The 23,146-nt window shown below is 66.7% G+C and carries 17 protein-coding genes and 1 pseudogene; 16 read left to right on the top strand and 2 right to left on the bottom strand.

The annotated features are described in order from the left end of the window. Positions 1-26 precede the first annotated feature (26 nt). The 9 genes from ACIRQH_RS39340 to tuf all read left to right on the top strand — a co-directional run bounded on the left by ACIRQH_RS39340 (position 27) and on the right by tuf (position 15,343). Positions 27-872, top strand: coding sequence for a DUF1396 domain-containing protein (locus tag ACIRQH_RS39340; RefSeq protein WP_404230282.1), 846 nt, complete (start codon positions 27-29; stop codon positions 870-872). 321 nt (positions 873-1,193) lie between these two features. After that, positions 1,194-1,724 (top strand): 50S ribosomal protein L10, encoded by a 531-nt coding sequence (rplJ, locus tag ACIRQH_RS39335; RefSeq protein ID WP_164373166.1) that lies wholly within the window; start codon positions 1,194-1,196, stop codon positions 1,722-1,724. A gap of 110 nt (positions 1,725-1,834) precedes the next feature. After that, positions 1,835-2,215, top strand: coding sequence for a 50S ribosomal protein L7/L12 (gene rplL, locus ACIRQH_RS39330; protein ID WP_164373165.1), 381 nt, complete (start codon positions 1,835-1,837; stop codon positions 2,213-2,215). Positions 2,216-2,854: 639 nt separating this feature from the next. Continuing rightward, entirely contained in the window at positions 2,855-6,340 is a 3,486-nt protein-coding gene (rpoB, locus tag ACIRQH_RS39325) for a DNA-directed RNA polymerase subunit beta (RefSeq protein ID WP_358821068.1), read from the top strand. A gap of 114 nt (positions 6,341-6,454) precedes the next feature. Further along, the gene (locus ACIRQH_RS39320; protein ID WP_358821067.1) at positions 6,455-10,354 is read left to right on the top strand and encodes a DNA-directed RNA polymerase subunit beta'; all 3,900 of its coding nucleotides are present in this window, start codon (positions 6,455-6,457) and stop codon (positions 10,352-10,354) included. A 637-nt stretch (positions 10,355-10,991) separates the two neighbouring features. Then, complete coding sequence (gene rpsL / locus ACIRQH_RS39315) at positions 10,992-11,363, top strand: 30S ribosomal protein S12 (RefSeq protein ID WP_003948652.1); 372 nt, start codon at positions 10,992-10,994, stop codon at positions 11,361-11,363. A gap of 3 nt (positions 11,364-11,366) precedes the next feature. Further along, complete coding sequence (rpsG, locus tag ACIRQH_RS39310; RefSeq protein WP_055517367.1) at positions 11,367-11,837, top strand: 30S ribosomal protein S7; 471 nt, start codon at positions 11,367-11,369, stop codon at positions 11,835-11,837. A gap of 39 nt (positions 11,838-11,876) precedes the next feature. Beyond that, positions 11,877-14,006 (top strand): elongation factor G, encoded by a 2,130-nt coding sequence (gene fusA / locus ACIRQH_RS39305; protein WP_388878739.1) that lies wholly within the window; start codon positions 11,877-11,879, stop codon positions 14,004-14,006. A 143-nt stretch (positions 14,007-14,149) separates the two neighbouring features. After that, on the top strand, positions 14,150-15,343 hold the full coding sequence (gene tuf, locus ACIRQH_RS39300) for an elongation factor Tu (protein WP_358821065.1): 1,194 nt from the start codon (positions 14,150-14,152) through the stop codon (positions 15,341-15,343). Between the two features lie 108 nt (positions 15,344-15,451). Here tuf and ACIRQH_RS39295 read toward each other — a convergent pair whose 3' ends face one another. Together ACIRQH_RS39295 and ACIRQH_RS39290 are read right to left on the bottom strand one after the other, a co-directional pair. Further along, positions 15,452-16,684, bottom strand: a complete 1,233-nt coding sequence (locus tag ACIRQH_RS39295; RefSeq protein WP_358821064.1) for a cytochrome P450 — start codon at positions 16,682-16,684, stop codon at positions 15,452-15,454. A 234-nt stretch (positions 16,685-16,918) separates the two neighbouring features. Then, positions 16,919-17,920 (bottom strand): helix-turn-helix domain-containing protein, encoded by a 1,002-nt coding sequence (locus ACIRQH_RS39290; protein ID WP_404230235.1) that lies wholly within the window; start codon positions 17,918-17,920, stop codon positions 16,919-16,921. A 424-nt stretch (positions 17,921-18,344) separates the two neighbouring features. Here ACIRQH_RS39290 and ACIRQH_RS39285 point away from each other — a divergent pair. The 7 genes and pseudogenes from ACIRQH_RS39285 to rplW form a co-directional block, all read left to right on the top strand. Next, positions 18,345-19,114: pseudogene (locus ACIRQH_RS39285) on the top strand (helix-turn-helix domain-containing protein); the annotation flags it as partial. A gap of 27 nt (positions 19,115-19,141) precedes the next feature. After that, a complete protein-coding gene (locus ACIRQH_RS39280) occupies positions 19,142-19,642 on the top strand; it encodes a hypothetical protein (RefSeq protein ID WP_404230232.1) in 501 nt (166 codons plus the stop codon). A gap of 134 nt (positions 19,643-19,776) precedes the next feature. Then, on the top strand, positions 19,777-20,592 hold the full coding sequence (locus ACIRQH_RS39275; RefSeq protein ID WP_404230229.1) for a hypothetical protein: 816 nt from the start codon (positions 19,777-19,779) through the stop codon (positions 20,590-20,592). Between the two features lie 485 nt (positions 20,593-21,077). Then, a complete protein-coding gene (gene rpsJ / locus ACIRQH_RS39270) occupies positions 21,078-21,386 on the top strand; it encodes a 30S ribosomal protein S10 (protein ID WP_003948644.1) in 309 nt (102 codons plus the stop codon). 17 nt (positions 21,387-21,403) lie between these two features. Then, positions 21,404-22,048, top strand: a complete 645-nt coding sequence (gene rplC, locus ACIRQH_RS39265; RefSeq protein ID WP_358821060.1) for a 50S ribosomal protein L3 — start codon at positions 21,404-21,406, stop codon at positions 22,046-22,048. Positions 22,049-22,051: 3 nt separating this feature from the next. After that, the gene (gene rplD, locus ACIRQH_RS39260; RefSeq protein ID WP_081218887.1) at positions 22,052-22,708 is read left to right on the top strand and encodes a 50S ribosomal protein L4; all 657 of its coding nucleotides are present in this window, start codon (positions 22,052-22,054) and stop codon (positions 22,706-22,708) included. Continuing rightward, positions 22,708-23,124 (top strand): 50S ribosomal protein L23, encoded by a 417-nt coding sequence (gene rplW / locus ACIRQH_RS39255; RefSeq protein ID WP_189190335.1) that lies wholly within the window; start codon positions 22,708-22,710, stop codon positions 23,122-23,124. The genes rplD and rplW overlap by 1 nt, the downstream gene beginning before the upstream one ends. Positions 23,125-23,146 lie beyond the last annotated feature (22 nt).

Below are 23,146 nucleotides of genomic sequence, written 5' to 3'. Positions count from 1 at the left end.
TCCTGGGGGGAACCATGAGATCTGCTGTGCACACCTCGGTACGACGCGGAGCGACCGGCGCGGCCCTCGCGGCACTGGTCCTGGGCGGGGGAGCGGTGGCCTGCTCCAAGGGCACCGACCAGTCGCCGGAGATGACGCCCGCGGCGGCCGTGGCGAAGGCCGCGAAGAACACCGAGGACATCACCTCCCTGCACTACCGGATGGCCGGCAAGGTCCCGGAAGAGGGCAGGGTCACCGCCGAGGCGTCGATGAGCATGAAGCCGCTGGCCATGAGCATGAAGATGACGGCCGCGGACTCGGGCACCGACGGCCCGGTCGAGATGCGCCTGGTGGACGGCGCGATGTACATAGGCGGCGGCGCGCAGGCCGCCAAGGAGATGGACGGCAAGAGCTGGATCAAGTTCGACATGTCCGCGCTCGGCGCCGACAAGGGCATGAGCGCGGACCAGCTCGGCGGCGGCGAGGCCGACAAGAACCCGGCGGCCGAGTCCACCTTCCTCACCGGCTCGAAGAACGTGAAGAAGGTCGGCACCGAGACCGTCGAGGGCGTGAAGACCACGCACTACAAGGGGTCGATCACCCTCGACGGACTGCGCAAGACGCTGAAGAACGAGGACAAGGCCACCCGTGAGCAGCGCGAGAAGAGCCTTGAGCAGTACAAGAAGATGGGCATCGACGCGCTGACGATGGACGCCTGGATCGACGGCGAGAGCCGGACCAAGCAGTTCCGCATGCGGGGGACCGCCGAGAAGGGTCCGCTCGACATGACCATCACCTTCCTCGACTACAACAAGCCGGTGACGGTGAAGGCTCCGCCCGCCAAGGACACCGCCGATCTCGCCGAGATGATGAAGGGCGCCCAGGCGGGCTGATCCGTGCGAGCGGGTCCGGCCGGCGCCCGGTGCTACTGGGCCGTTCGGCCGGATTTGCTTCCCGGAGTTCGTTTCACGTATTCTCCTCGAGAAGCCAAAGACCGCTGGTCGCTGCCTCGTTCTCATCAGAGGGCGTGACGGCCGAAGGATCCGCTGAAACTGCGGACGACCCGCGTAGGTGACTGTGGACATGTTCCCGGAACCCGCTGCCACGCGTGCGGATCATCCGGTAGAGCTACGCCCCGTGCGCCTGCGCCGGGGCGTTTTGTTTTGTCGGCCCCTTCTGAGCGGTCCTCATCACCCGGAAGGAGGCCACGCTCTATGGCAAGGCCCGACAAGGCTGCCGCGGTAGCCGAGCTCGCGGACCAGTTCCGCAGCTCGAACGCCGCCGTGCTGACCGAGTACCGGGGTCTCACCGTGGCGCAGCTCAAGACGCTGCGTCGTTCGCTCGGTGAAGACGCCCAGTACGCCGTGGTGAAGAACACGCTGACCAAGATTGCGGCCAACGAGGCCGGAATCTCTACGCTCGACGACCTGTTCAACGGTCCGACGGCGGTCGCCTTCATCACCGGTGACCCGGTGACGTCGGCGAAGGGTCTTCGTGACTTCGCCAAGGACAACCCGAACCTCGTCATCAAGGGCGGTGTCCTTGACGGCAAGGCGCTGTCCGCCGACGAGATCAAGAAGCTTGCGGACCTCGAGTCCCGCGAGGTTCTGCTCGCCAAGCTGGCGGGTGCCTTCAAGGGCAAGCAGACGCAGACTGCTCAGCTCTTCCAGGCGCTCCCCTCGAAGTTCGTCCGCACCGCGGAGGCGCTTCGTGCCAAGCAGGCCGAGCAGGGCGGTGCCGAGTAATTCGGCTCGCGCATTGACCGCCGCCTGAGGCGACGGTCGCAGCGGGCCGAACGTACGCCCGCCTCACCAGTACATACCGGCACCTGCCGAATAAGTGGAAGGACGCCATCATGGCGAAGCTGTCCCAGGAAGAGCTGCTCGCGCAGTTCGAGAACCTCACCCTCATCGAGCTCTCCGAGTTCGTGAAGGCCTTCGAGGAGAAGTTCGACGTCACCGCCGCCGCCGCGGTTGCCGCTGCCCCGGCCGGCCCCGCCGCCGCCGCTGAGGCCGCTGAGGAGCAGGACGAGTTCGACGTCATCCTCACGGGTGCCGGCGAGAAGAAGATCCAGGTCATCAAGGTCGTGCGTGAGCTCACCTCGCTGGGTCTGAAGGAGGCCAAGGACCTCGTCGACGGCGCTCCGAAGCCGGTCCTCGAGAAGGTCGCCAAGGAGGCCGCCGAGAAGGCTGCCGAGTCCCTCAAGGGCGCCGGCGCCTCCGTCGAGGTCAAGTAACTCGACGAGCCTCTCAAGGGCTCCTGTGAAGCTGTCACAGCCGCTCGTGTAGCGCTGTAACGCTGACGCACCGAAGAGCGATCACCCAACTGGGTGGTCGCTCTTCGGCGTTGCCGGGGGTCCCCGAAGCGGCTGCCTTGCACTGCAGGTCACGACGAGTATGGTGATCTTCGTTGTGCCCCCGCAGCCCTGTGACAGGCAGAGAGACGGGTTGCGGGACGGGCCGGACGTGACGATCGCGGCACACGCTTTGGGCCTGGGGGGCCTTGACGAACCGCACGCAGCGCGCAATTCTCAGGACGCGTCGTCACAACGATCCGTATCCGAGGCATGGATCGGCGGCGAAGAGGGCAGTATCGATGTGCATCGAGGGCATGGCTTGCGGCAGGTGTTGAGGACGACGAAGAGGGTCTCAAAAACCGGGACTGGACATCAGTGGGCCTAGTGGCTACACTGACCCTTTGCGCTGCCTGTTAGCTGCCTCCTGCCCGTCACCAGGGGCATACCCATGCTGGAGCATCGACGATCGGATCATCTCTGACCTGGCCTTATCCGGCCGGACAGAGAAAGGCCCGATGCTGTGTCCGACATGGGACCGGTACGCGCGTAGTGAGTCCGAGCCCTCGGAAGGACCCCCTCTTGGCCGCCTCGCGCACTGCCTCGACCGCGAATACGAACAACGGCGCCAGCACCGCCCCGCTGCGCATCTCCTTTGCAAAGATCAAGGAGCCCCTCGAGGTTCCGAACCTTCTTGCGCTGCAAACCGAGAGCTTCGACTGGCTGCTCGGAAACGACGCGTGGAAGGCTCGTGTCGAGGCGGCTCTGGACAGTGGACAGGACGTCCCCACCAAGTCCGGTCTGGAGGAGATCTTCGAGGAGATCTCCCCGATCGAGGACTTCAGTGGGTCGATGTCGCTGACGTTCCGCGACCACCGCTTCGAGCCTCCGAAGAACTCCATCGACGAGTGCAAGGACCGCGACTTCACGTACGCGGCCCCGCTCTTCGTCACCGCCGAGTTCACCAACAACGAGACCGGCGAGATCAAGTCCCAGACGGTCTTCATGGGCGACTTCCCGCTCATGACCAACAAGGGCACCTTCGTCATCAACGGCACCGAGCGTGTCGTCGTGTCGCAGCTGGTCCGCTCGCCGGGTGTCTACTTCGACTCCTCCATCGACAAGACGTCCGACAAGGACATCTTCTCGACCAAGGTCATCCCGTCCCGGGGTGCCTGGCTGGAGATGGAGATCGACAAGCGCGACATGGTCGGTGTCCGCATCGACCGCAAGCGCAAGCAGTCCGTCACCGTTCTCCTGAAGGCTCTCGGCTGGACCACCGAGCGCATCCTCGAGGAGTTCGGCGAGTACGAGTCGATGCGCGCCACCCTGGAGAAGGACCACACCCAGGGCCAGGACGACGCGCTGCTCGACATCTACCGCAAGCTGCGTCCGGGCGAACCGCCGACCCGCGAGGCCGCGCAGACGCTTCTGGAGAACCTCTACTTCAACCCGAAGCGCTACGACCTCGCCAAGGTCGGCCGGTACAAGGTCAACAAGAAGCTGGCCGGAACCGCGCCGCTCGACGCCGGGATCCTGACCGTCGAGGACATCATCTCGTCGATCAAGTACCTGGTGAAGCTGCACGCCGGTGAGACCGAGACCGTTGGTGACAACGGCACCTCGATCGTCGTCGAGACCGACGACATCGACCACTTCGGCAACCGTCGTCTGCGCAACGTCGGCGAGCTCATCCAGAACCAGGTCCGCACGGGTCTGGCTCGTATGGAGCGCGTCGTCCGCGAGCGCATGACGACTCAGGACGTCGAGGCGATCACGCCGCAGACCCTGATCAACATCCGGCCGGTCGTCGCCTCCATCAAGGAGTTCTTCGGCACCAGCCAGCTGTCGCAGTTCATGGACCAGAACAACCCGCTGTCGGGTCTCACCCACAAGCGCCGTCTGTCGGCGCTTGGCCCGGGTGGTCTGTCCCGTGAGCGGGCCGGCTTCGAGGTCCGTGACGTGCACCCGTCGCACTACGGCCGCATGTGCCCGATCGAGACCCCCGAAGGCCCGAACATCGGCCTGATCGGCTCGCTCGCCTCCTACGGCCGGGTCAACGCGTTCGGTTTCGTCGAGACCCCGTACCGCAGGGTCACGGGCGGCTTCGTCACCGACGAGGTCGACTACCTGACGGCCGACGAAGAGGACCGATTCGTCATCGCGCAGGCCAACGCGCCGCTGACGGAGGAGTTCCGCTTCGAGGAGTCCCGCGTCCTGGTCCGCCGTCGTGGCGGAGAGGTCGACTACGTCCCCGGTGACGACGTCGACTACATGGACGTCTCCCCGCGCCAGATGGTGTCGGTCGCGACCGCGATGATCCCGTTCCTGGAGCACGACGACGCCAACCGTGCCCTCATGGGCGCGAACATGATGCGTCAGGCCGTTCCGCTCATCAAGTCCGAGGCGCCGCTGGTCGGCACCGGCATGGAGTACCGCTGCGCGGTCGACGCCGGTGACGTCCTGAAGTCGGAGAAGGACGGTGTGGTCCAGGAGGTCTCCGCGGACTACATCACCACCGCCAACGACGACGGCACGTACACCACGTACCGCCTGCACAAGTTCTCCCGGTCGAACCAGGGCACCTCCGTCAACCAGAAGGTTGTGGTGGACGAGGGCGCCCGCGTGATCGAGGGCCAGGTCCTGGCCGACGGTCCCGCGACCGAGGACGGCGAGATGGCGCTGGGCAAGAACCTGCTCGTGGCGTTCATGCCGTGGGAGGGTCACAACTACGAGGACGCGATCATCCTGTCGCAGCGCCTCGTGCAGGACGACGTCCTCTCCTCGATCCACATCGAGGAGCACGAGGTCGACGCCCGTGACACCAAGCTCGGCCCGGAGGAGATCACCCGGGACATCCCGAACGTCTCCGAAGAGGTCCTCGCCGACCTCGACGAGCGCGGCATCATCCGTATCGGTGCCGAGGTCGTCGCCGGCGACATCCTCGTCGGCAAGGTCACGCCCAAGGGCGAGACCGAGCTGACGCCGGAGGAGCGCCTGCTGCGCGCGATCTTCGGTGAGAAGGCCCGTGAGGTCCGTGACACCTCGCTGAAGGTCCCGCACGGCGAGATCGGCAAGGTCATCGGCGTACGCGTCTTCGACCGTGAAGAGGGCGACGAGCTGCCGCCGGGCGTGAACCAGCTGGTTCGTGTCTACGTGGCGCAGAAGCGCAAGATCACGGACGGTGACAAGCTCGCCGGCCGTCACGGCAACAAGGGTGTCATCTCGAAGATCCTGCCGATCGAGGACATGCCGTTCCTGGAGGACGGCACCCCGGTCGACATCATCCTCAACCCGCTGGGTGTCCCGTCCCGAATGAACCCGGGACAGGTCCTGGAGATCCACCTCGGCTGGCTCGCCAGCCGCGGCTGGGACGTCTCCGGTCTCTCGGACGACTGGGCTCAGCGCCTGCAGTCCATCGGAGCCGACCAGGTCGCACCGGGCACCAACGTCGCCACCCCCGTCTTCGACGGTGCGCGTGAGGACGAGCTCGCGGGTCTCTTCGAGCACACGCTGCCCAACCGCGACGGCGACCGTCTGGTCCTCCCGTCCGGCAAGGCACCGTTGTTCGACGGCCGCTCCGGCGAGCCGTTCCCGGAGCCGGTCTCGATCGGCTACATGTACATCCTCAAGCTCCACCACCTGGTCGACGACAAGCTGCACGCCCGTTCGACCGGTCCGTACTCGATGATCACCCAGCAGCCGCTGGGTGGTAAGGCTCAGTTCGGTGGTCAGCGCTTCGGTGAGATGGAGGTGTGGGCGCTGGAGGCGTACGGCGCCGCTTACGCCCTCCAGGAGCTCCTGACGATCAAGTCCGACGACGTCACCGGCCGCGTGAAGGTCTACGAGGCCATCGTCAAGGGCGAGAACATCCCTGAGCCCGGCATCCCCGAGTCCTTCAAGGTGCTCATCAAGGAGATGCAGTCCCTCTGCCTCAACGTGGAGGTGCTGTCCAGCGACGGCATGTCCATCGAAATGCGTGACACCGACGAGGACGTCTTCCGCGCGGCGGAGGAGCTCGGCATCGACCTGTCCCGGCGCGAGCCGAGCAGCGTCGAAGAGGTCTGACGGGAGTCCGGCCGGGCCTTGACCGCCTGTGGAAAAGGTGATCAAGGCCCGCCGGCCCCAGGACCCCCGTATCAGACCCCTAAGACTTACAACCCTGAGAGGGATTGACGCATAGTGCTCGACGTCAACTTCTTCGATGAGCTCCGGATCGGTCTGGCCACCGCTGACGACATCCGTCAGTGGAGCCACGGCGAGGTCAAGAAGCCTGAGACCATCAACTACCGCACCCTCAAGCCCGAGAAGGACGGACTCTTCTGCGAGAAGATCTTCGGTCCGACCCGGGACTGGGAGTGCTACTGCGGCAAGTACAAGCGCGTCCGCTTCAAGGGCATCATCTGTGAGCGCTGTGGCGTCGAGGTCACGCGCGCCAAGGTGCGCCGTGAGCGGATGGGCCACATCGAGCTTGCCGCTCCCGTCACCCACATCTGGTACTTCAAGGGCGTTCCGTCGCGGCTGGGCTACCTGCTCGACCTCGCCCCGAAGGACCTCGAGAAGGTCATCTACTTCGCCGCGTACATGATCACGTACGTCGACGACGAGCGTCGTACGCGTGACCTGCCCTCGCTGGAGGCGCACGTCTCCGTCGAGCGTCAGCAGGTCGAGAACCGTCGCGACTCCGACCTCGAAGCCCGCGCCAAGAAGCTCGAGACCGACCTGGCCGAGCTTGAGGCCGAGGGTGCGAAGGCCGACGTGCGCCGCAAGGTGCGCGAAGGTGCCGAGCGTGAGATGAAGCAGCTGCGCGACCGTGCGCAGCGCGAGATCGACCGTCTCGACGAGGTGTGGACCCGCTTCAAGAACCTCAAGGTCCAGGACCTGGAGGGCGACGAGCTCCTCTACCGCGAGCTGCGTGACCGCTTCGGCACGTACTTCGACGGATCGATGGGTGCCGCGGCGCTGCAGAAGCGCCTCGAGTCCTTCGACCTGGACGAGGAGGCCGAGCGCCTCCGCGAGATCATCCGCACCGGCAAGGGCCAGAAGAAGACCCGTGCGCTCAAGCGCCTCAAGGTCGTCTCCGCGTTCCTGCAGACCAGCAACAGCCCCAAGGGCATGGTGCTCGACTGCGTGCCGGTCATCCCGCCGGACCTTCGCCCGATGGTGCAGCTGGACGGTGGCCGCTTCGCGACCTCCGACCTGAACGACCTGTACCGCCGTGTGATCAACCGCAACAACCGCCTGAAGCGCCTTCTCGACCTCGGTGCCCCCGAGATCATCGTGAACAACGAGAAGCGCATGCTCCAGGAGGCCGTCGACGCGCTCTTCGACAACGGCCGTCGTGGCCGCCCGGTGACGGGCCCCGGCAACCGTCCGCTGAAGTCGCTGTCCGACATGCTCAAGGGCAAGCAGGGTCGATTCCGTCAGAACCTGCTCGGCAAGCGTGTGGACTACTCCGCGCGTTCCGTGATCGTCGTCGGTCCGCAGCTGAAGCTGCACCAGTGTGGTCTGCCGAAGGCCATGGCGCTGGAGCTCTTCAAGCCGTTCGTGATGAAGCGCCTGGTCGACCTGAACCACGCGCAGAACATCAAGAGCGCCAAGCGGATGGTCGAGCGCGGCCGCACGGTCGTGTACGACGTCCTGGAAGAGGTCATCGCCGAGCACCCGGTTCTGCTGAACCGTGCGCCGACGCTGCACCGCCTCGGCATCCAGGCCTTCGAGCCGCAGCTGGTCGAGGGCAAGGCCATCCAGATCCACCCGCTCGTCTGCACCGCGTTCAACGCGGACTTCGACGGTGACCAGATGGCCGTCCACCTGCCGCTCTCCGCGGAGGCGCAGGCCGAGGCCCGCATCCTGATGCTGTCCTCGAACAACATCCTCAAGCCGGCCGACGGCCGCCCGGTCACGATGCCGACCCAGGACATGGTCCTCGGTCTGTTCTTCCTGACCACCGACGGCGACCTGCGGAACGTGAAGGGCGAGGACCGCTCCTTCGCTTCCGTGGCCGAGGCGATCATGGCGTTCGACGCCGGCGAGCTCTCGCTGCAGTCGCGCGTGGACATCCGCTTCCCGGTGGGCACCATCCCGCCGCGCGGCTGGACCCCGCCGGCCCGCGAGGAGAGCGAGCCGGAGTGGCAGCAGGGTGACACCTTCCGCCTGCGGACGACCCTGGGCCGCGCGCTCTTCAACGAGCTGCTGCCCGAGGACTACCCGTTCGTCGACTACGAGATCGGCAAGAAGCAGCTCTCGGAGATCGTCAACGACCTCGCCGAGCGCTACCCCAAGGTCATCGTGGCGGCGACGCTCGACAACCTGAAGGCGGCCGGCTTCTTCTGGGCGACCCGTTCCGGTGTCACCGTGGCCATCTCCGACATCGTCGTTCCCGACGCGAAGCGCGCGATCGTCAAGGGCTACGAGGACCAGGACGAGAAGGTCCAGAAGCAGTACGAGCGTGGTCTGATCACCAAGGAAGAGCGCACGCAGGAGCTCATCGCGATCTGGACCAAGGCGACCAACGAGGTTGCCGAGGCGATGAACGCGAACTTCCCGAAGACCAACCCGGTTTCGATGATGGTGAACTCGGGCGCACGAGGCAACATGATGCAGATGCGTCAGATCGCCGGTATGCGTGGTCTGGTGTCCAACGCCAAGAACGAGACGATCCCGCGCCCCATCAAGGCCTCCTTCCGTGAAGGCCTGTCGGTGCTGGAGTACTTCATCTCGACCCACGGTGCCCGTAAGGGTCTGGCGGACACCGCTCTGCGTACCGCCGACTCGGGTTACCTCACCCGTCGTCTCGTGGACGTCTCGCAGGACGTCATCATCCGCGAAGAGGACTGCGGCACCGACCGTGGCCTCAAGCTGGCGATCGCCGAGCGCGGCGCCGACGGTGTGCTGCGCAAGACGGAGAACGTCGAGACCAGCGTGTACGCACGTGCGCTGGCCGAGGACATCACCGTCGACGGCAAGGTGCTGGCCCCGGCCAACACCGACCTCGGCGACGTCCTCATCGACGAGCTCGTCAAGCACGGCATCGAGGAGGTCAAGACCCGCTCGGTCCTGACCTGCGAGTCCGCCGTCGGCACCTGTGCCATGTGCTACGGCCGTTCGCTGGCCACCGGCAAGCTGGTCGACATCGGTGAGGCGGTCGGCATCATCGCCGCCCAGTCCATCGGTGAGCCCGGTACCCAGCTGACGATGCGTACCTTCCACACCGGTGGTGTGGCCGGTGACGACATCACCCAGGGTCTGCCCCGTGTCGTCGAGCTCTTCGAGGCTCGTACGCCGAAGGGTGTCGCCCCGATCTCCGAGGCCTCCGGCCGCGTGCGGATCGAGGAGACCGAGAAGACCAAGAAGCTCGTGGTCACCCCGGACGACGGCAGCGAGGAGACGGCGTTCCCGATCTCCAAGCGTGCCCGGCTCCTGGTGTCCGAGGGCGAGCACGTCGAGGTGGGCCAGAAGCTCACCGTGGGTGCCACCAACCCGCACGACGTGCTGCGCATCCTGGGTCAGCGTGCCGTCCAGGTCCACCTGGTCGGAGAGGTCCAGAAGGTCTACAACTCGCAGGGTGTGTCGATCCACGACAAGCACATCGAGATCATCATCCGGCAGATGCTGCGCCGTGTGACGATCATCGAGTCGGGCGACGCGGAGCTGCTGCCCGGCGAGCTGGTCGAGCGGTCGAAGTTCGAGACCGAGAACCGTCGTGTGGTCCAGGAAGGCGGCCACCCGGCCTCCGGCCGTCCGCAGCTGATGGGTATCACCAAGGCCTCGCTGGCGACCGAGTCGTGGCTGTCGGCGGCGTCCTTCCAGGAGACGACCAGGGTTCTGACGGACGCGGCGATCAACGCCAAGTCCGACTCCCTGATCGGCCTCAAGGAGAACGTCATCATCGGTAAGCTCATCCCGGCCGGTACGGGTCTGTCCCGCTACCGCAACATCCGGGTCGAGCCGACCGAAGAGGCCAAGGCCGCGATGTACTCGGCCGTCGGCTACGACGACATCGACTACTCGCCGTTCGGCACCGGCTCCGGCCAGGCCGTCCCGCTGGAGGACTACGACTACGGTCCGTACAACCAGTAGGCAGTAGGCAAGTAGTACGGAGGGCGGTCATCCCCGGTGGGGGTGGCCGCCCTCCGGCATGCGTCGTCCTTGGAGGCGCTCCGTGACGACAGGAGGGCTCCCGGCCCCGCTGTCGTCAGTGGTCGCCGAGGACGCTGCGAGAGCCGGTCCAGCGGCGTCGTACGGCCTTGCCGGTGAGCGGGGCTGAGGGGGCCGCGTGCGGCGCCGGCACATGCGCGCCGGTGCCCGGCGCGACGCGGACTGCTGTCGACGCGTGGTGACCGGCCGGCGGCAGTCGGTCAGCATCCCGCGGCCTGTTCACGCACAGCGCAACCGACCTGGCCGTTCCGGGCCTCCACGAAGCTGCGGGAGGGTCTGGGAACGCCCAGAATGGATGGGGAGAAGTCCGGCGTGTCGGGCACCACGGCATTTGTTTTGACCGAAGTCCATGAGGTAGGTACCCTCAGACCTTGTGCCTGGGGTGTGCCCTGGCTCTGGTGCGTGCCTTCAAACCGCAACGAGAGCCGTAAGCGGCCACCGCAATCTGCGCCCTTCTCGCTTCACGGCGAGAGTCTGCAGTGTTCGACACACCCGACCGCGTGGGTCGGCGGTGTTCCAGGTTAGCTTCACCATTCGGCACACAGAAACCGGAGAAGTAGTGCCTACGATCCAGCAGCTGGTCCGGAAGGGCCGGCAGGACAAGGTCGAGAAGAACAAGACGCCCGCACTCGAGGGTTCGCCCCAGCGTCGTGGCGTCTGCACGCGTGTGTTCACGACCACCCCGAAGAAGCCGAACTCGGCCCTGCGTAAGGTCGCGCGTGTGCGTTTGACCAGCGGGATCGAAGTCACCGCTTACATCCCGGGCGAGGGACACAACCTGCAGGAGCACTCGATCGTGCTCGTGCGCGGCGGCCGTGTGAAGGACCTGCCGGGTGTTCGCTACAAGATCATCCGAGGTTCGCTTGACACCCAGGGTGTCAAGAACCGCAAGCAGGCCCGCAGCCGCTACGGCGCCAAGAAGGAGAAGTAGAAAATGCCTCGTAAGGGCCCCGCCCCGAAGCGCCCGGTCATCATCGACCCGGTCTACGGTTCCCCTCTGGTGACCTCCCTCATCAACAAGGTGCTGATGAACGGCAAGCGCTCCACTGCCGAGCGCATCGTTTACGGCGCCATGGAGGGTCTGCGTGAGAAGACGGGCAACGACCCGGTCATCACGCTGAAGCGCGCGCTTGAGAACATCAAGCCGACCCTCGAAGTCAAGTCCCGCCGCGTCGGCGGTGCGACGTACCAGGTGCCGATCGAGGTCAAGCCCGGTCGCGCCAGCACGCTCGCGCTGCGCTGGCTCGTCGGTTACTCCCGCGCCCGTCGCGAGAAGACCATGACCGAGCGTCTGCTCAACGAACTTCTCGACGCCTCCAACGGCCTTGGTGCCGCTGTGAAGAAGCGCGAGGACACGCACAAGATGGCCGAGTCCAACAAGGCCTTCGCGCACTACCGCTGGTAGTCGCTACCCACATCGAGACCGAGAGAAGACCGAAGCCTTATGGCTACCACTTCACTTGACCTGGCCAAGGTCCGCAACATCGGGATCATGGCGCATATCGACGCGGGTAAGACGACCACCACCGAGCGGATCCTCTTCTACACCGGCGTCAGCTACAAGATCGGTGAGGTCCACGACGGCGCTGCCACCATGGACTGGATGGAGCAGGAGCAGGAGCGTGGCATCACGATCACCTCTGCTGCCACCACCTGTCACTGGCCGCTTGAGGACGACGACTACACGATCAACATCATCGACACCCCCGGGCACGTCGACTTCACGGTCGAGGTGGAGCGTTCGCTCCGCGTCCTCGACGGTGCCGTCACGGTGTTCGACGGTGTCGCCGGTGTCGAGCCGCAGTCCGAGACGGTGTGGCGTCAGGCCGACCGTTACGGCGTGCCGCGCATCTGCTTCGTGAACAAGCTGGACCGTACCGGCGCCGAGTTCCACCGCTGCGTGGACATGATCAAGGACCGCCTCGGCGCTGTCCCGATCATCATGCAGCTCCCGATCGGTGCCGAGATGGACTTCCAGGGCGTTGTGGACCTCGTCCGCATGAAGGCGCTCGTGTGGTCCGCCGAGGCGGCCAAGGGCGAGATGTACGACGTCGTCGACATCCCGGCCACGCACGTCGAGGCAGCTGAGCTGTACCGCGGCCAGCTGATCGAGACCGTCGCGGAGCACGACGACGAGATCATGGAGCTGTTCCTGGAGGGCCAGGAGCCCACCGAGGAGCAGCTGTACGCCGCGATCCGTCGCGTCACCATCGCGTCCGGCAAGTCCGAGGGCATCACGGTCACCCCGGTGTTCTGTGGCACCGCGTTCAAGAACAAGGGCGTTCAGCCCCTGCTCGACGCGGTCGTGCGCTACCTCCCGACTCCGCTTGACGTCGAGGCCATCGAGGGCCACGACGTGAAGGACCCGGAGCTCGTGATCAAGCGCAAGCCGTCGTTCGACGAGCCGCTTTCCGCGCTCGCGTTCAAGATCATGAGCGACCCGCACCTCGGCAAGCTCACCTTCGTCCGGGTTTACTCGGGCCGCCTGGAGACCGGCACCGCGGTGCTGAACTCCGTCAAGGGCAAGAAGGAGCGCATCGGCAAGATCTACCGCATGCACGCGAACAAGCGTGAGGAGATCGACGCGGTGGGCGCCGGCGACATCGTCGCCGTGATGGGTCTGAAGCAGACCACGACCGGTGAGACGCTCTGTGATGACAAGAACCCGGTGATCCTGGAGTCCATGGACTTCCCGGCGCCGGTCATCCAGGTCGCCATCGAGCCCAAGTCCAAGGGTGACCAGGAGAAGCTGGGTGTAGCCATCCAGCGTCTCGCGGAGGAGGACCCCTCCTTCCACGTTCACTCGGACGAGGAGACGGGCCAGACCATCCTCGGCGGTATGGGCGAGCTGCACCTCGAGGTGCTGGTCGACCGTATGAAGCGCGAGTTCAGGGTCGAAGCCAACGTCGGTAAGCCGCAGGTCGCCTACCGCGAGACGATCCGCAAGACCGTCGAGCGTCACGACTACACCCACAAGAAGCAGACCGGTGGTACCGGTCAGTTCGCCAAGGTGCAGATCGCGATCGAGCCCATCACCGAGACCGACGGTCCGGCGTACGAGTTCGTGAACAAGGTCACCGGTGGCCGCATCCCCCGGGAGTACATCCCGTCGGTGGACGCGGGTGCGCAGGAGGCCATGCAGTTCGGCATCCTGGCCGGCTACGAGATGACGGGCGTCCGCGTCATTCTTCTCGACGGTGGCTACCACGAGGTCGACTCCTCCGAGCTCGCCTTCAAGATCGCCGGTTCGCAGGCGTTCAAGGAGGCCGCGCGCAAGGCCAGCCCCGTGCTGCTCGAGCCGATGATGGCCGTCGAGGTCACCACGCCCGAGGAGTCGATGGGTGATGTCATCGGCGACCTCAACTCCCGCCGTGGCCAGATCCAGGCCATGGAGGAGCGCAGCGGCGCTCGCGTCGTGAAGGGCCTCGTGCCCCTCTCGGAGATGTTCGGCTACGTCGGAGACCTCCGCAGCAAGACGTCGGGTCGCGCAAGCTACTCGATGCAGTTCGACTCCTACGCCGAGGTTCCCAGGAACGTCGCCGAGGAGATCATCGCGAAGGCCAAGGGCGAGTAACACACCCCGTTTACACGCTTTAGGCTTGACACCGACCGCCGGGGCTGACCCGGGAGGGAAAACCCCGGCGGGCGGCATCCCAGCAAAGATCACCTGGCGCCGATGAGTAAGGCGTACCAGAACCACTCCGCAGGAGGACCCCAGTGGCGAAGGCAAAGTTCGAGCGGACTAAGCCGCACGTCAACATCGGCACCATCGGTCACATCGACCACGGTAAGACGACCCTCACGGCCGCCATTACCAAGGTGCTGCACGACGCGTTTCCGAACCTGAACGAGGCCTCGGCCTTCGATCAGATCGACAAGGCTCCCGAGGAGCGCCAGCGCGGTATCACGATCTCGATCGCGCACGTCGAGTACCAGACGGAGGGCCGTCACTACGCCCACGTCGACTGCCCCGGTCACGCGGACTACATCAAGAACATGATCACGGGTGCGGCGCAGATGGACGGCGCCATCCTCGTCGTCGCCGCGACCGACGGCCCGATGCCGCAGACCAAGGAGCACGTGCTCCTGGCCCGCCAGGTCGGCGTTCCGTACATCGTCGTCGCCCTGAACAAGGCCGACATGGTGGACGACGAGGAGATCCTGGAGCTCGTCGAGCTCGAGGTTCGTGAGCTCCTCTCCGAGTACGAGTTCCCGGGCGACGACCTTCCGGTCGTCAAGGTCTCGGCGCTCAAGGCGCTCGAGGGCGACAAGGAGTGGGGCCAGTCGGTCCTGGACCTCATGGCCGCCGTCGACGAGTCGATCCCGACCCCCGAGCGTGACGTCGACAAGCCGTTCCTCATGCCCGTCGAGGACGTCTTCACGATCACCGGTCGCGGTACGGTCGTCACCGGCCGTATCGAGCGTGGTGTCCTGAAGGTCAACGAGACCGTTGACCTCATCGGCATCAAGCAGGACAAGACCACCACCACGGTCACCGGCATCGAGATGTTCCGCAAGCTGCTCGACGAGGGTCGTGCCGGTGAGAACGTCGGCCTGCTCCTCCGTGGCATCAAGCGCGAGGACGTCGAGCGCGGCCAGGTCATCATCAAGCCCGGTTCGGTCACGCCGCACACCGAGTTCGAGGCCCAGGCCTACATCCTGTCGAAGGACGAGGGTGGCCGTCACACCCCCTTCTTCAACAACTACCGTCCGCAGTTCTACTTCCGCACCACGGACGTGACCGGCGTCGTGACCCTCCCCGAGGGCACCGAGATGGTCATGCCGGGCGACAACACTGAGATGAAGGTCGAACTCATCCAGCCCGTCGCCATGGAAGAGGGCCTGAAGTTCGCCATCCGTGAGGGTGGCCGGACCGTGGGCGCCGGCCAGGTCACCAAGATCAACAAGTAATTGTTGACCGTATGACCTGGTAGCTCCTGCACGAGCTCCAGAAAGGGCCCGTACGACTTCGGTCGTGCGGGCCCTTTCGCCGTCCCCGCCCGGACGCCGGTGCCGCGGTCACCAGCGGACGGGCAGACTCCGCGGGCCGCGGACCATCGCGCGCCGGCGGAACGGCACCTGGTCGACGTGCACGGCCAGGCGCAGTCCGGGCAGCCGGTCCAGCAGGGTGTCGACCAGCAGCTCGGTCTGCATCCGGGCGAAGGCTGCGCCGGCGCAGTGGTGGGGCCCGCTGCCGAACGCGAGGTGCGCTCCGGCGTCCCGGTCGACGTCGAGCCGGTCGGGGTCGGGGAAGACGTCGGGGTCGCGGTTGGCGGCGAGGTACGAGACGTAGACCGGTTCGCCGGCGGAGATCCGGACGCCGTGCACATCGACGTCCTCCAGGGCGATACGGGCGAGGCCGACGGACGCGCGGTGCGGGATGTGGCGCAGCAGTTCGTCGACGGCGGCGGTACGGGACTCGGGCTGCCCGCGGAGCCGTTCGTACAACGCTGTGTCCGTCAGCATGAGGAACAGCATCTGCCCGCACGTGTGGGTGACGGCGTCGCCGCCGGTCTGGAACGGTCCCGCGATGCCGACCGCCTCGGCCTCGCTGATGTCCCCGCGCCCTACGGCGGCGCCGAGCAGCGAGAGGACATCCGCGTCCGTGCTGTCGTGCCGTTCCCGGACGGTGGCACCGATCCACTCGTACAGGGCGGACAGGGCCTCCTTCGCCCGCTTCGCGCTGTCCGTGCAGCCGTCGGTCGAGACGATGTGCCGCACCCAGGCCTGCACCTGCCGGCGTTCTCCCGAGGGCACGCCCATGACCTCGCAGGCGACGGCGACGGGGAAGGGTTCGAGGACGCGCTCGACGAGGTCGGCAGGGGGACCGTCGTGCAACATGCCGTCCACCAGCTCGTCGAGCATCTGCTGGGCGTGTGGCCGCAGACGCTCCACGGCGCTGTCGGCGAAGGCGCCCTCGACGGTACGGCGCAGCCGGCCGTGATCGGGCGGATCGGCGAAGGCCAGGCACCCGGGGTCGGGCTCGAAGGTGGGTGCGGGGCGGGTGATCGGCAGCTCGGCGGCCGCGGCCCGGCTGAACCGGGGGTCGCCGGCGATCATCCGGACGTCCTCGTACCGGGTGGCCAGCCAGGCCCAGCCCTCGCCGTGCGGCAGCCGGATCCGGGCCAGGGGCCCGTCCTGCATCAACTCCGCCAGCACGGGATCGAAGTCGCTCCCTTTCACGTCCCCCGCGATCCAGTCCCGCACGGGAGGAAGGTTCTGCCCGGTCAGCAGGGTGGTCTGTTCAGCCATGGTTCCACTGTCCCGGCGCGAGGGGTGAGGTGTCGCGGGGGAGTGGGCCAGGTGGCGGGTGGGGTCAGACGGCCGGGGGCGAGGGGCGGTGCTGTCCGCGGCGATGTCCTCGTAACGGGGGAGGCCGACCGTGGGGATGGTCCAATTCGGCGAGCGGTACGTCCTCGCCGTGCAGGAAGTCCCTACGGGTGGCGTAGCGCCCGGTAGAGGTGGTGGGCGTTCCGCCCGGCGTTGTCAGGGGCGATGCTCATGGCGTGCGCTCCTCGTATCTGCCCGGGGGCAAGGGTCGTCGCGTTCATGCTGGGCGGCTCCCAGGAGATCGGTCCGGCGTCGGCAGTCGCGGCAGTGGCCCGGTTCGGCCGCCCGGAAGGCGCGGTCGCAGCCGTCGCAGTTCTGGAGTGGTGCCCGGGGCGCGAGCCGGGGGGCCGCGGGCGTCCGCTGTGGCAACAGCTCCGTGAGGCGGTGGGCGAGCAGGGCGGCCGGGTGGCGGAGCGGCTCGGCGGGGAGGCCGGTCGTCAGGGTGTGGCTTACGGCCTCGGGTGCGACGCCGCGTTCCAGCCAGGCGGCGATGGCGGGGGCGAGGCGCCGCACGTCGCGTTCGGCGAGGAGGAGACGGGGGTCGTGGCGGTGCAGGCCGGCGAGGACGCCGGTCGCGACGCGGAAGTCGTCCGGGCCCAGCGCCACCGGGGAGGGAAGCGGAGGCTTCGGAGGGTCTTCGACAGGTGCCGGGGGACGGGCTCGGGGCGCCACCGGAGGAGGTGGGGCGGTTGCCGGGGGCGAGTCCGTAGGGCGGGCGAGCCTGGGGGCGGGGGACGACCGGTGTTCCGGCAGGTGGTTTGTGCACCGCCCTTGCGGTACGACTTTTCCGGGGTGTCGCCTGCTGGGGTCCCGCGGCTGATTGTGCGACACCGTGTGCGTGACCACCCGCCCGCTCGGGAGGCGTTCTCTCGTACGGGAGAGGTAGCCGTGCGCCTCCAACTCCCGCAGGGAGGAGGCGATCCGGGTCTCACCCTCCGGAAAGCGGCCGGCGAGCGACTTGATGTCCACGCGGGCCCCGGCGGGCAGCGACTGGATGTGGACGGCGAGCCCGATCGCGGTGAGCGACAGCGCACGGTGCTGGGCGAGATGGTTGCCGATCACCGTGTAGCGGGTGGTGTGCCGGACGTTGATATGGGTGACGCCCCGGGGAATCAGGGGCTGCGCGCACGAGGGCGCGCTAAGGTTTTGGGTATCCATCGGGAAGGGTTCGTGCTTCCTTGTTGGTGAGGCCCTCGATCGGGATGCCAGTCCCGGCCGGGGGCCGTTGTATGTCCGCGGTGGAGCGTGTGCCTCACACGATGGCGGGGCTGCGGTTGTGGTTCGCCGCGAGCATATGCCCCTCAACGGGCGGGAAAGCCAGCTCAGTTGCCGATTGTCACCCTTGCGGGTGATGAGCGGCTGCCGGGAGGCTGGTGGGGTTGGGAGGGGTTCTCTCCCCCGTACTTTCAGACTCTTTACGTCGCGAGCGACCGCGTCGCCGTTCTCCGAAACGTGAAGATCCGCGATCCGGTGAAGCAGGGTTCCGGTGCCCGCGGGGTGCCCGCGTGGACTGTCCGGTCACTGTCCCGTTCTGTCCCGGCTGTCCCGGGTGCCGTGCGGGATCGGTGGGCGTTGGAGGTGGGTGGGTGTGAACAGCGGCGGTACGGACGAGCCGGGGCGGGACGTCAGCCCCGAGGACGAGGTCGCCCCGGTGGTCGAGGCGGCGGGCCGCCAGGTCAGGCTGTGGCGTGAGGCCGCCGGGATGCGCGTCGTCGAGCTGGGCCAGGCGCTCGGCTACGGGGAGGACCTGGTCCGCAAGGTGGAGCGCGGTGCCCGGATTCCTCGGGCGGAGTTCCTGCACAGGGCCGACGACATCCTGACGCCTGGGGGCACATCAGGGCGTTCACGGAGGACATGGAGCGGGCTCGGTATCCGAAGAGGGTGCGCGAACTGGCCCAGTTGGAGGCCAGGGCGGTCGAGCAGCTGCTGTACAGCAACCACAACATTCATGGGTTGTTGCAGACGGAGGAGTATGCGCGGGCGTTGTTCGCGACCTGGCGACCCAGTCTGTCGCAGGACGAGTTGGAACGGGCTGTGGCCGCGCGACTTGCCAGGCGTGCGGTCTTCGACCGGTCACCGGCGCCGGAACTCGGCTTCGTACAGGAAGAGGTGACCCTTCGCCGTCCGGTCGGAGGCACAATGGTGCTTCGTCGCCAGCTCGAACACCTACTGGGTGTAGCACAGTTGGCGCACGTCGAGCTTCAGGTGATGCCTACGTCCCGCGCCGATCACCCGGGCGCTGCGGGGCGGATCCAAGTGCTGAAGTTCGGGGACGGCACCGCGGTAGGCCGCACCGACGACGAGTTCAACGGTCGCCCGGTATCGGATCCGAGGCAGCTCCGCATTCTCGAACATCAGGGGAAGTGACGAAGGAGCGGTATGACGGCCGGCCCTGACTGGGACACCGGAGAAGGTTTGATCCGTGTCCATGATCCCGCCGAGGTGGATGCCGCCTTCGAGCGGGGGAACGGGCATCTCGGCACGGCTGTGATCGGCCTGGCCTTCAACTGTTCGTTGGAGGAAGCGTCGCCGCGGATCGTCAGGGCGATGCAGTTGCCGGATCGCGATCAGCGGGGCTTCGCGTTCACCGCAGCCGGTGTTGCGGCCCGGCTCAACGGTGCGTTGACGCCGGAGCTGTACGCGGCGCTGCGGGCGGAAGGCCCCGGCCGTAGGAGCATCGCCGGAAACGCCATTGACGACACACTCGACTACGTACCGTTCCGCGATCTGCCGCTGTGGCTCAAGTGGTGGAAGGCCGAGTCGAGGGTTCGGGACAAGCTGGAGACGTGGCGGCTGGAGTTCGTGTACGCGGTCGGTGACGCCCGGAAGGCTCTGCGTCGACGGGGCCGAAGGAAGGAGTCCGGCAACAACTCGGGATGAGAGTGAAGCGTCAGCCGGATGAGCTGCGTCGCGATGAGGATCAGGATCTCCAACTGCCCTCTGTCTCACGGGCGTTGTGGGTGCCTACGATGGGGAAGCGGCAGGGGAGCGAATCGGCTGCGCGAGGGGGCGCTGTGCAGGGCGAAGTCGTCGTGACGCTGATCTCCACCGCAGGTGCCGCCATGAGCGCGGTCTGGGTGGCATTCCTGTCGCGCGGCCGGGCGCCCGGCGGAGATCACCAGTGGCCCCTGTTGAACATGGGTGACTACTGCGGTCGGGTCAGAGGCGCGGCGACCGCAGCGCAGAAGGACTGCGAGCAGGCGCTGAAGGTGATGCGGCGCGGAATCACCCCCGAACGGAACGCCGAGCTCCGTGATCGCCTGTTCGAGGAGGCGCGCTTCCGAGAGGTGCTGGCCGACGGGTACCGCTTCGACCACCAGCGCTTCGACCAAGCCGTCAGCCGGTTCCGGGTCAAGATCCGACAGCTCGGCGAAAAGATCGACGGGATAGCTGACTCGGGCGGGGACCACGCCGTGAGCCGTGAACGGGAGCTGGCTGACGCGCAACTGGTCTTGAGGGCGATGACCTCGCTTCTTCATGACGTCGACGCACAGTTCGTCGTGGCGCGGACCATCTATTTCGACCGCCAGGTGTCGCGCCCGGCGCCGCGAACCGAGAGAAGGCTGCACAAGCGGGCGGAGAGGCGGTATCGCCGCAGTGCCAAGAGAGGGGAGGCGGACATGATCACCCGCCTCCCTCTGATCGACGCCGGGTACCGGGACCCGGACGGTGTGCCGTCGGCTCCCGTGCCGGACGACACGGCGGGTGCGGTAGCGCGGACCCCGGCCGATCCTCCGCCCTGCGGATATTGCATTTGGCGCTGCCCCCATGCCCCGAGCACGGTGGAATCGGGCGGGGGTAGGGGAGCGGCGGCGGTCTCCGGTGGGTGACAAGGCCCCGTGGCCGCTTCGGCGCATATGCCCCGACGGCGGCGTGCGCGGCGCCTGCGACGTGCCCATGGTTTGACCTGCGTCACCTTGGGGGTACGATCCTCGGCTCGATTGGCCAGGCCCCTGCCCCGTATGGCAGACTAGCGGGGTTGCTCGGTCGAGTGCCGATGCTGCGCGCCTCCCGTCGGGAGGACTGGAAGCGAGTCCCACAGTACTCGTCGCTCGATCTGCCGTAAGGCAGCGCTCGGGCGGACGTACGGGAATCTTCCGGGAAGTGTCAGCGGGGTGCAGACCAGGCGCCCGGTGGGTGTTCAGCCCCCGGTCCAGCGGTTGCTTTCGGGTGAGCCGCGTCCCTCGTAGGGAAATCCGTTGCGGATATCTCTGTGGGCAGGAGCGCGACACACCCGACCGCGTGGGTCGGAGACACAGGACGCGAACCCCCGGGTTCCAGAGCGTTTCACTAGACAAAGGACTACTGAGTAGCCATGGCGGGACAGAAGATCCGCATCCGGCTCAAGGCCTACGACCACGAGGTCATCGACTCCTCGGCGAAGAAGATCGTCGAGACGGTGACGCGCACTGGTGCGTCGGTCGCGGGCCCGGTGCCGCTGCCCACTGAGAAGAACGTGTACTGCGTCATCAAGTCGCCGCACAAGTACAAGGACTCGCGCGAGCACTTCGAGATGCGCACGCACAAGCGCCTCATCGACATCCTCGACCCGACTCCGAAGACCGTTGACTCTCTGATGCGACTCGACCTCCCGGCCGGTGTCGACATCGAGATCAAGCTCTAGGGATCGGTGATCTGAGAATGGCTAAGCAGATCAAGGGAATCCTGGGCGAGAAGCTCGGCATGACGCAGGTGTGGGACGAGAACAACCGTGTTGTTCCCGTCACCGTCGTCAAGGCCGGCCCGAACGTCGTGACCCAGGTCCGCACGAATGACTCCGACGGCTACGAGTCGGTCCAGATCGCCTTCGGCGAGATCGACCCTCGCAAGGTGAACAAGCCCCTCAAGGGTCACTTCGCCAAGGCCGACGTCACGCCCCGCCGCCACCTCGTCGAGATCCGTACCGCTGGTGCCAGCGAGTACACCCTCGGCCAGGAGATCACCGCTGAGGTGTTCGAGGCCGGCATCAAGGTGGACGTGACCGGCAAGAGCAAGGGCAAGGGCTTCGCCGGTGTCATGAAGCGTCACAACTTCAAGGGCCTCGGCGCCGGACACGGTGTCCAGCGCAAGCACCGCTCTCCCGGCTCCATCGGTGGCTGTGCCACCCCGGGCCGTGTGTTCAAGGGCGTCCGCATGGCGGGCCGCATGGGCAACGAGCGGGTCACCACCCAGAACCTGACCGTTCACGCCGTTGACGCGGAGAAGGGCCTGCTCCTCATCAAGGGAGCGATCCCCGGTCCGAACGGCGGCCTCGTCCTGGTCCGTACCGCGGCCAAGGGGGCCTGACGCATGAGCACCATTGACATTCTGTCGCCCTCCGGCGACAACGCCGGGACCGTTGAGCTCCCGGCCGAGATCTTCGATGTAGAGAAGATCAGCATTCCGCTGCTCCACCAGGTTGTCGTCGCGCAGCTGGCCGCGGCCCGTCAGGGCACGCACAAGGTCAAGCGTCGTGGCGAGGTCCGTGGTGGTGGCCGCAAGCCTTACCGCCAGAAGGGCACCGGCCGCGCCCGTCAGGGCTCGACCCGCGCGCCGCAGTTCGCCGGCGGTGGCGTCGTTCACGGCCCCACCCCGCGTGACTACTCGCAGCGGACCCCGAAGAAGATGAAGGCCGCGGCCCTGCGCCACGCCCTCACCGACCGGGCCCGCAACGCTCGCATCCACGTCATCACCGGCGTGATCGAGGGCGAGACCCCCTCCACCAAGGCCGCGAAGAGCTTCCTCGGCAAGGTCAGCGAGCGCAAGAACGTGCTCCTGGTCATCGAGCGCTCCGACGAGGCCGCGCTGCTTTCCGCGCGCAACCTGCCCCAGGTCCACATCCTGGAGCCGGGCCAGCTGAACACGTACGACGTTCTCGTCTCGGACGACGTGGTCTTCACTCAGGCCGCTTTCGAGTCCTTCGTGTCTGGCCCCCAGGCCGCTGACACCGAAGGGAGCGAAGCCTGATGGCTACGCGTCACCCGAGCATTGCCTCGAAGGCCGCCAAGGCCAAGAAGGTCGCGCGCGTCGCCAAGGCGAAGCGCCACGAGGCCGAAGGCAAGAACACCGTCGAGACCCCGCTGAGCAAGAGCTTCACGGACCCCCGTGACGTCCTCCTCAAGCCGGTCGTCTCGGAGAAGAGCTACGCGCTGCTCGACGAGGGCAAGTACACCTTCGTCGTCGACCCGCGGGCCAACAAGACCCAGATCAAGCAGGCCGTCCAGGCGGTCTTCTCGGTCAAGGTCACCGGGGTCAACACGATCAACCGTCAGGGCAAGCGCAAGCGCACCAAGACGGGCTTCGGCAAGCGTGCTGACAGTAAGCGCGCGATCGTGACCCTCGCTGAGGGCGACCGTATCGACATCTTCGGCCAGGCCTCCTAACGGAGCGCCCTGGTCCGAATAT

Origin of the sequence: Streptomyces sp. NPDC102279 (assembly GCF_044766365.1) — a bacterium.
Lineage (GTDB): Bacteria > Actinomycetota > Actinomycetes > Streptomycetales > Streptomycetaceae > Streptomyces.
The sequence above is the reverse complement of the archived record's forward strand: the minus strand, read 5'-3'. Positions and strand labels throughout refer to the sequence as shown.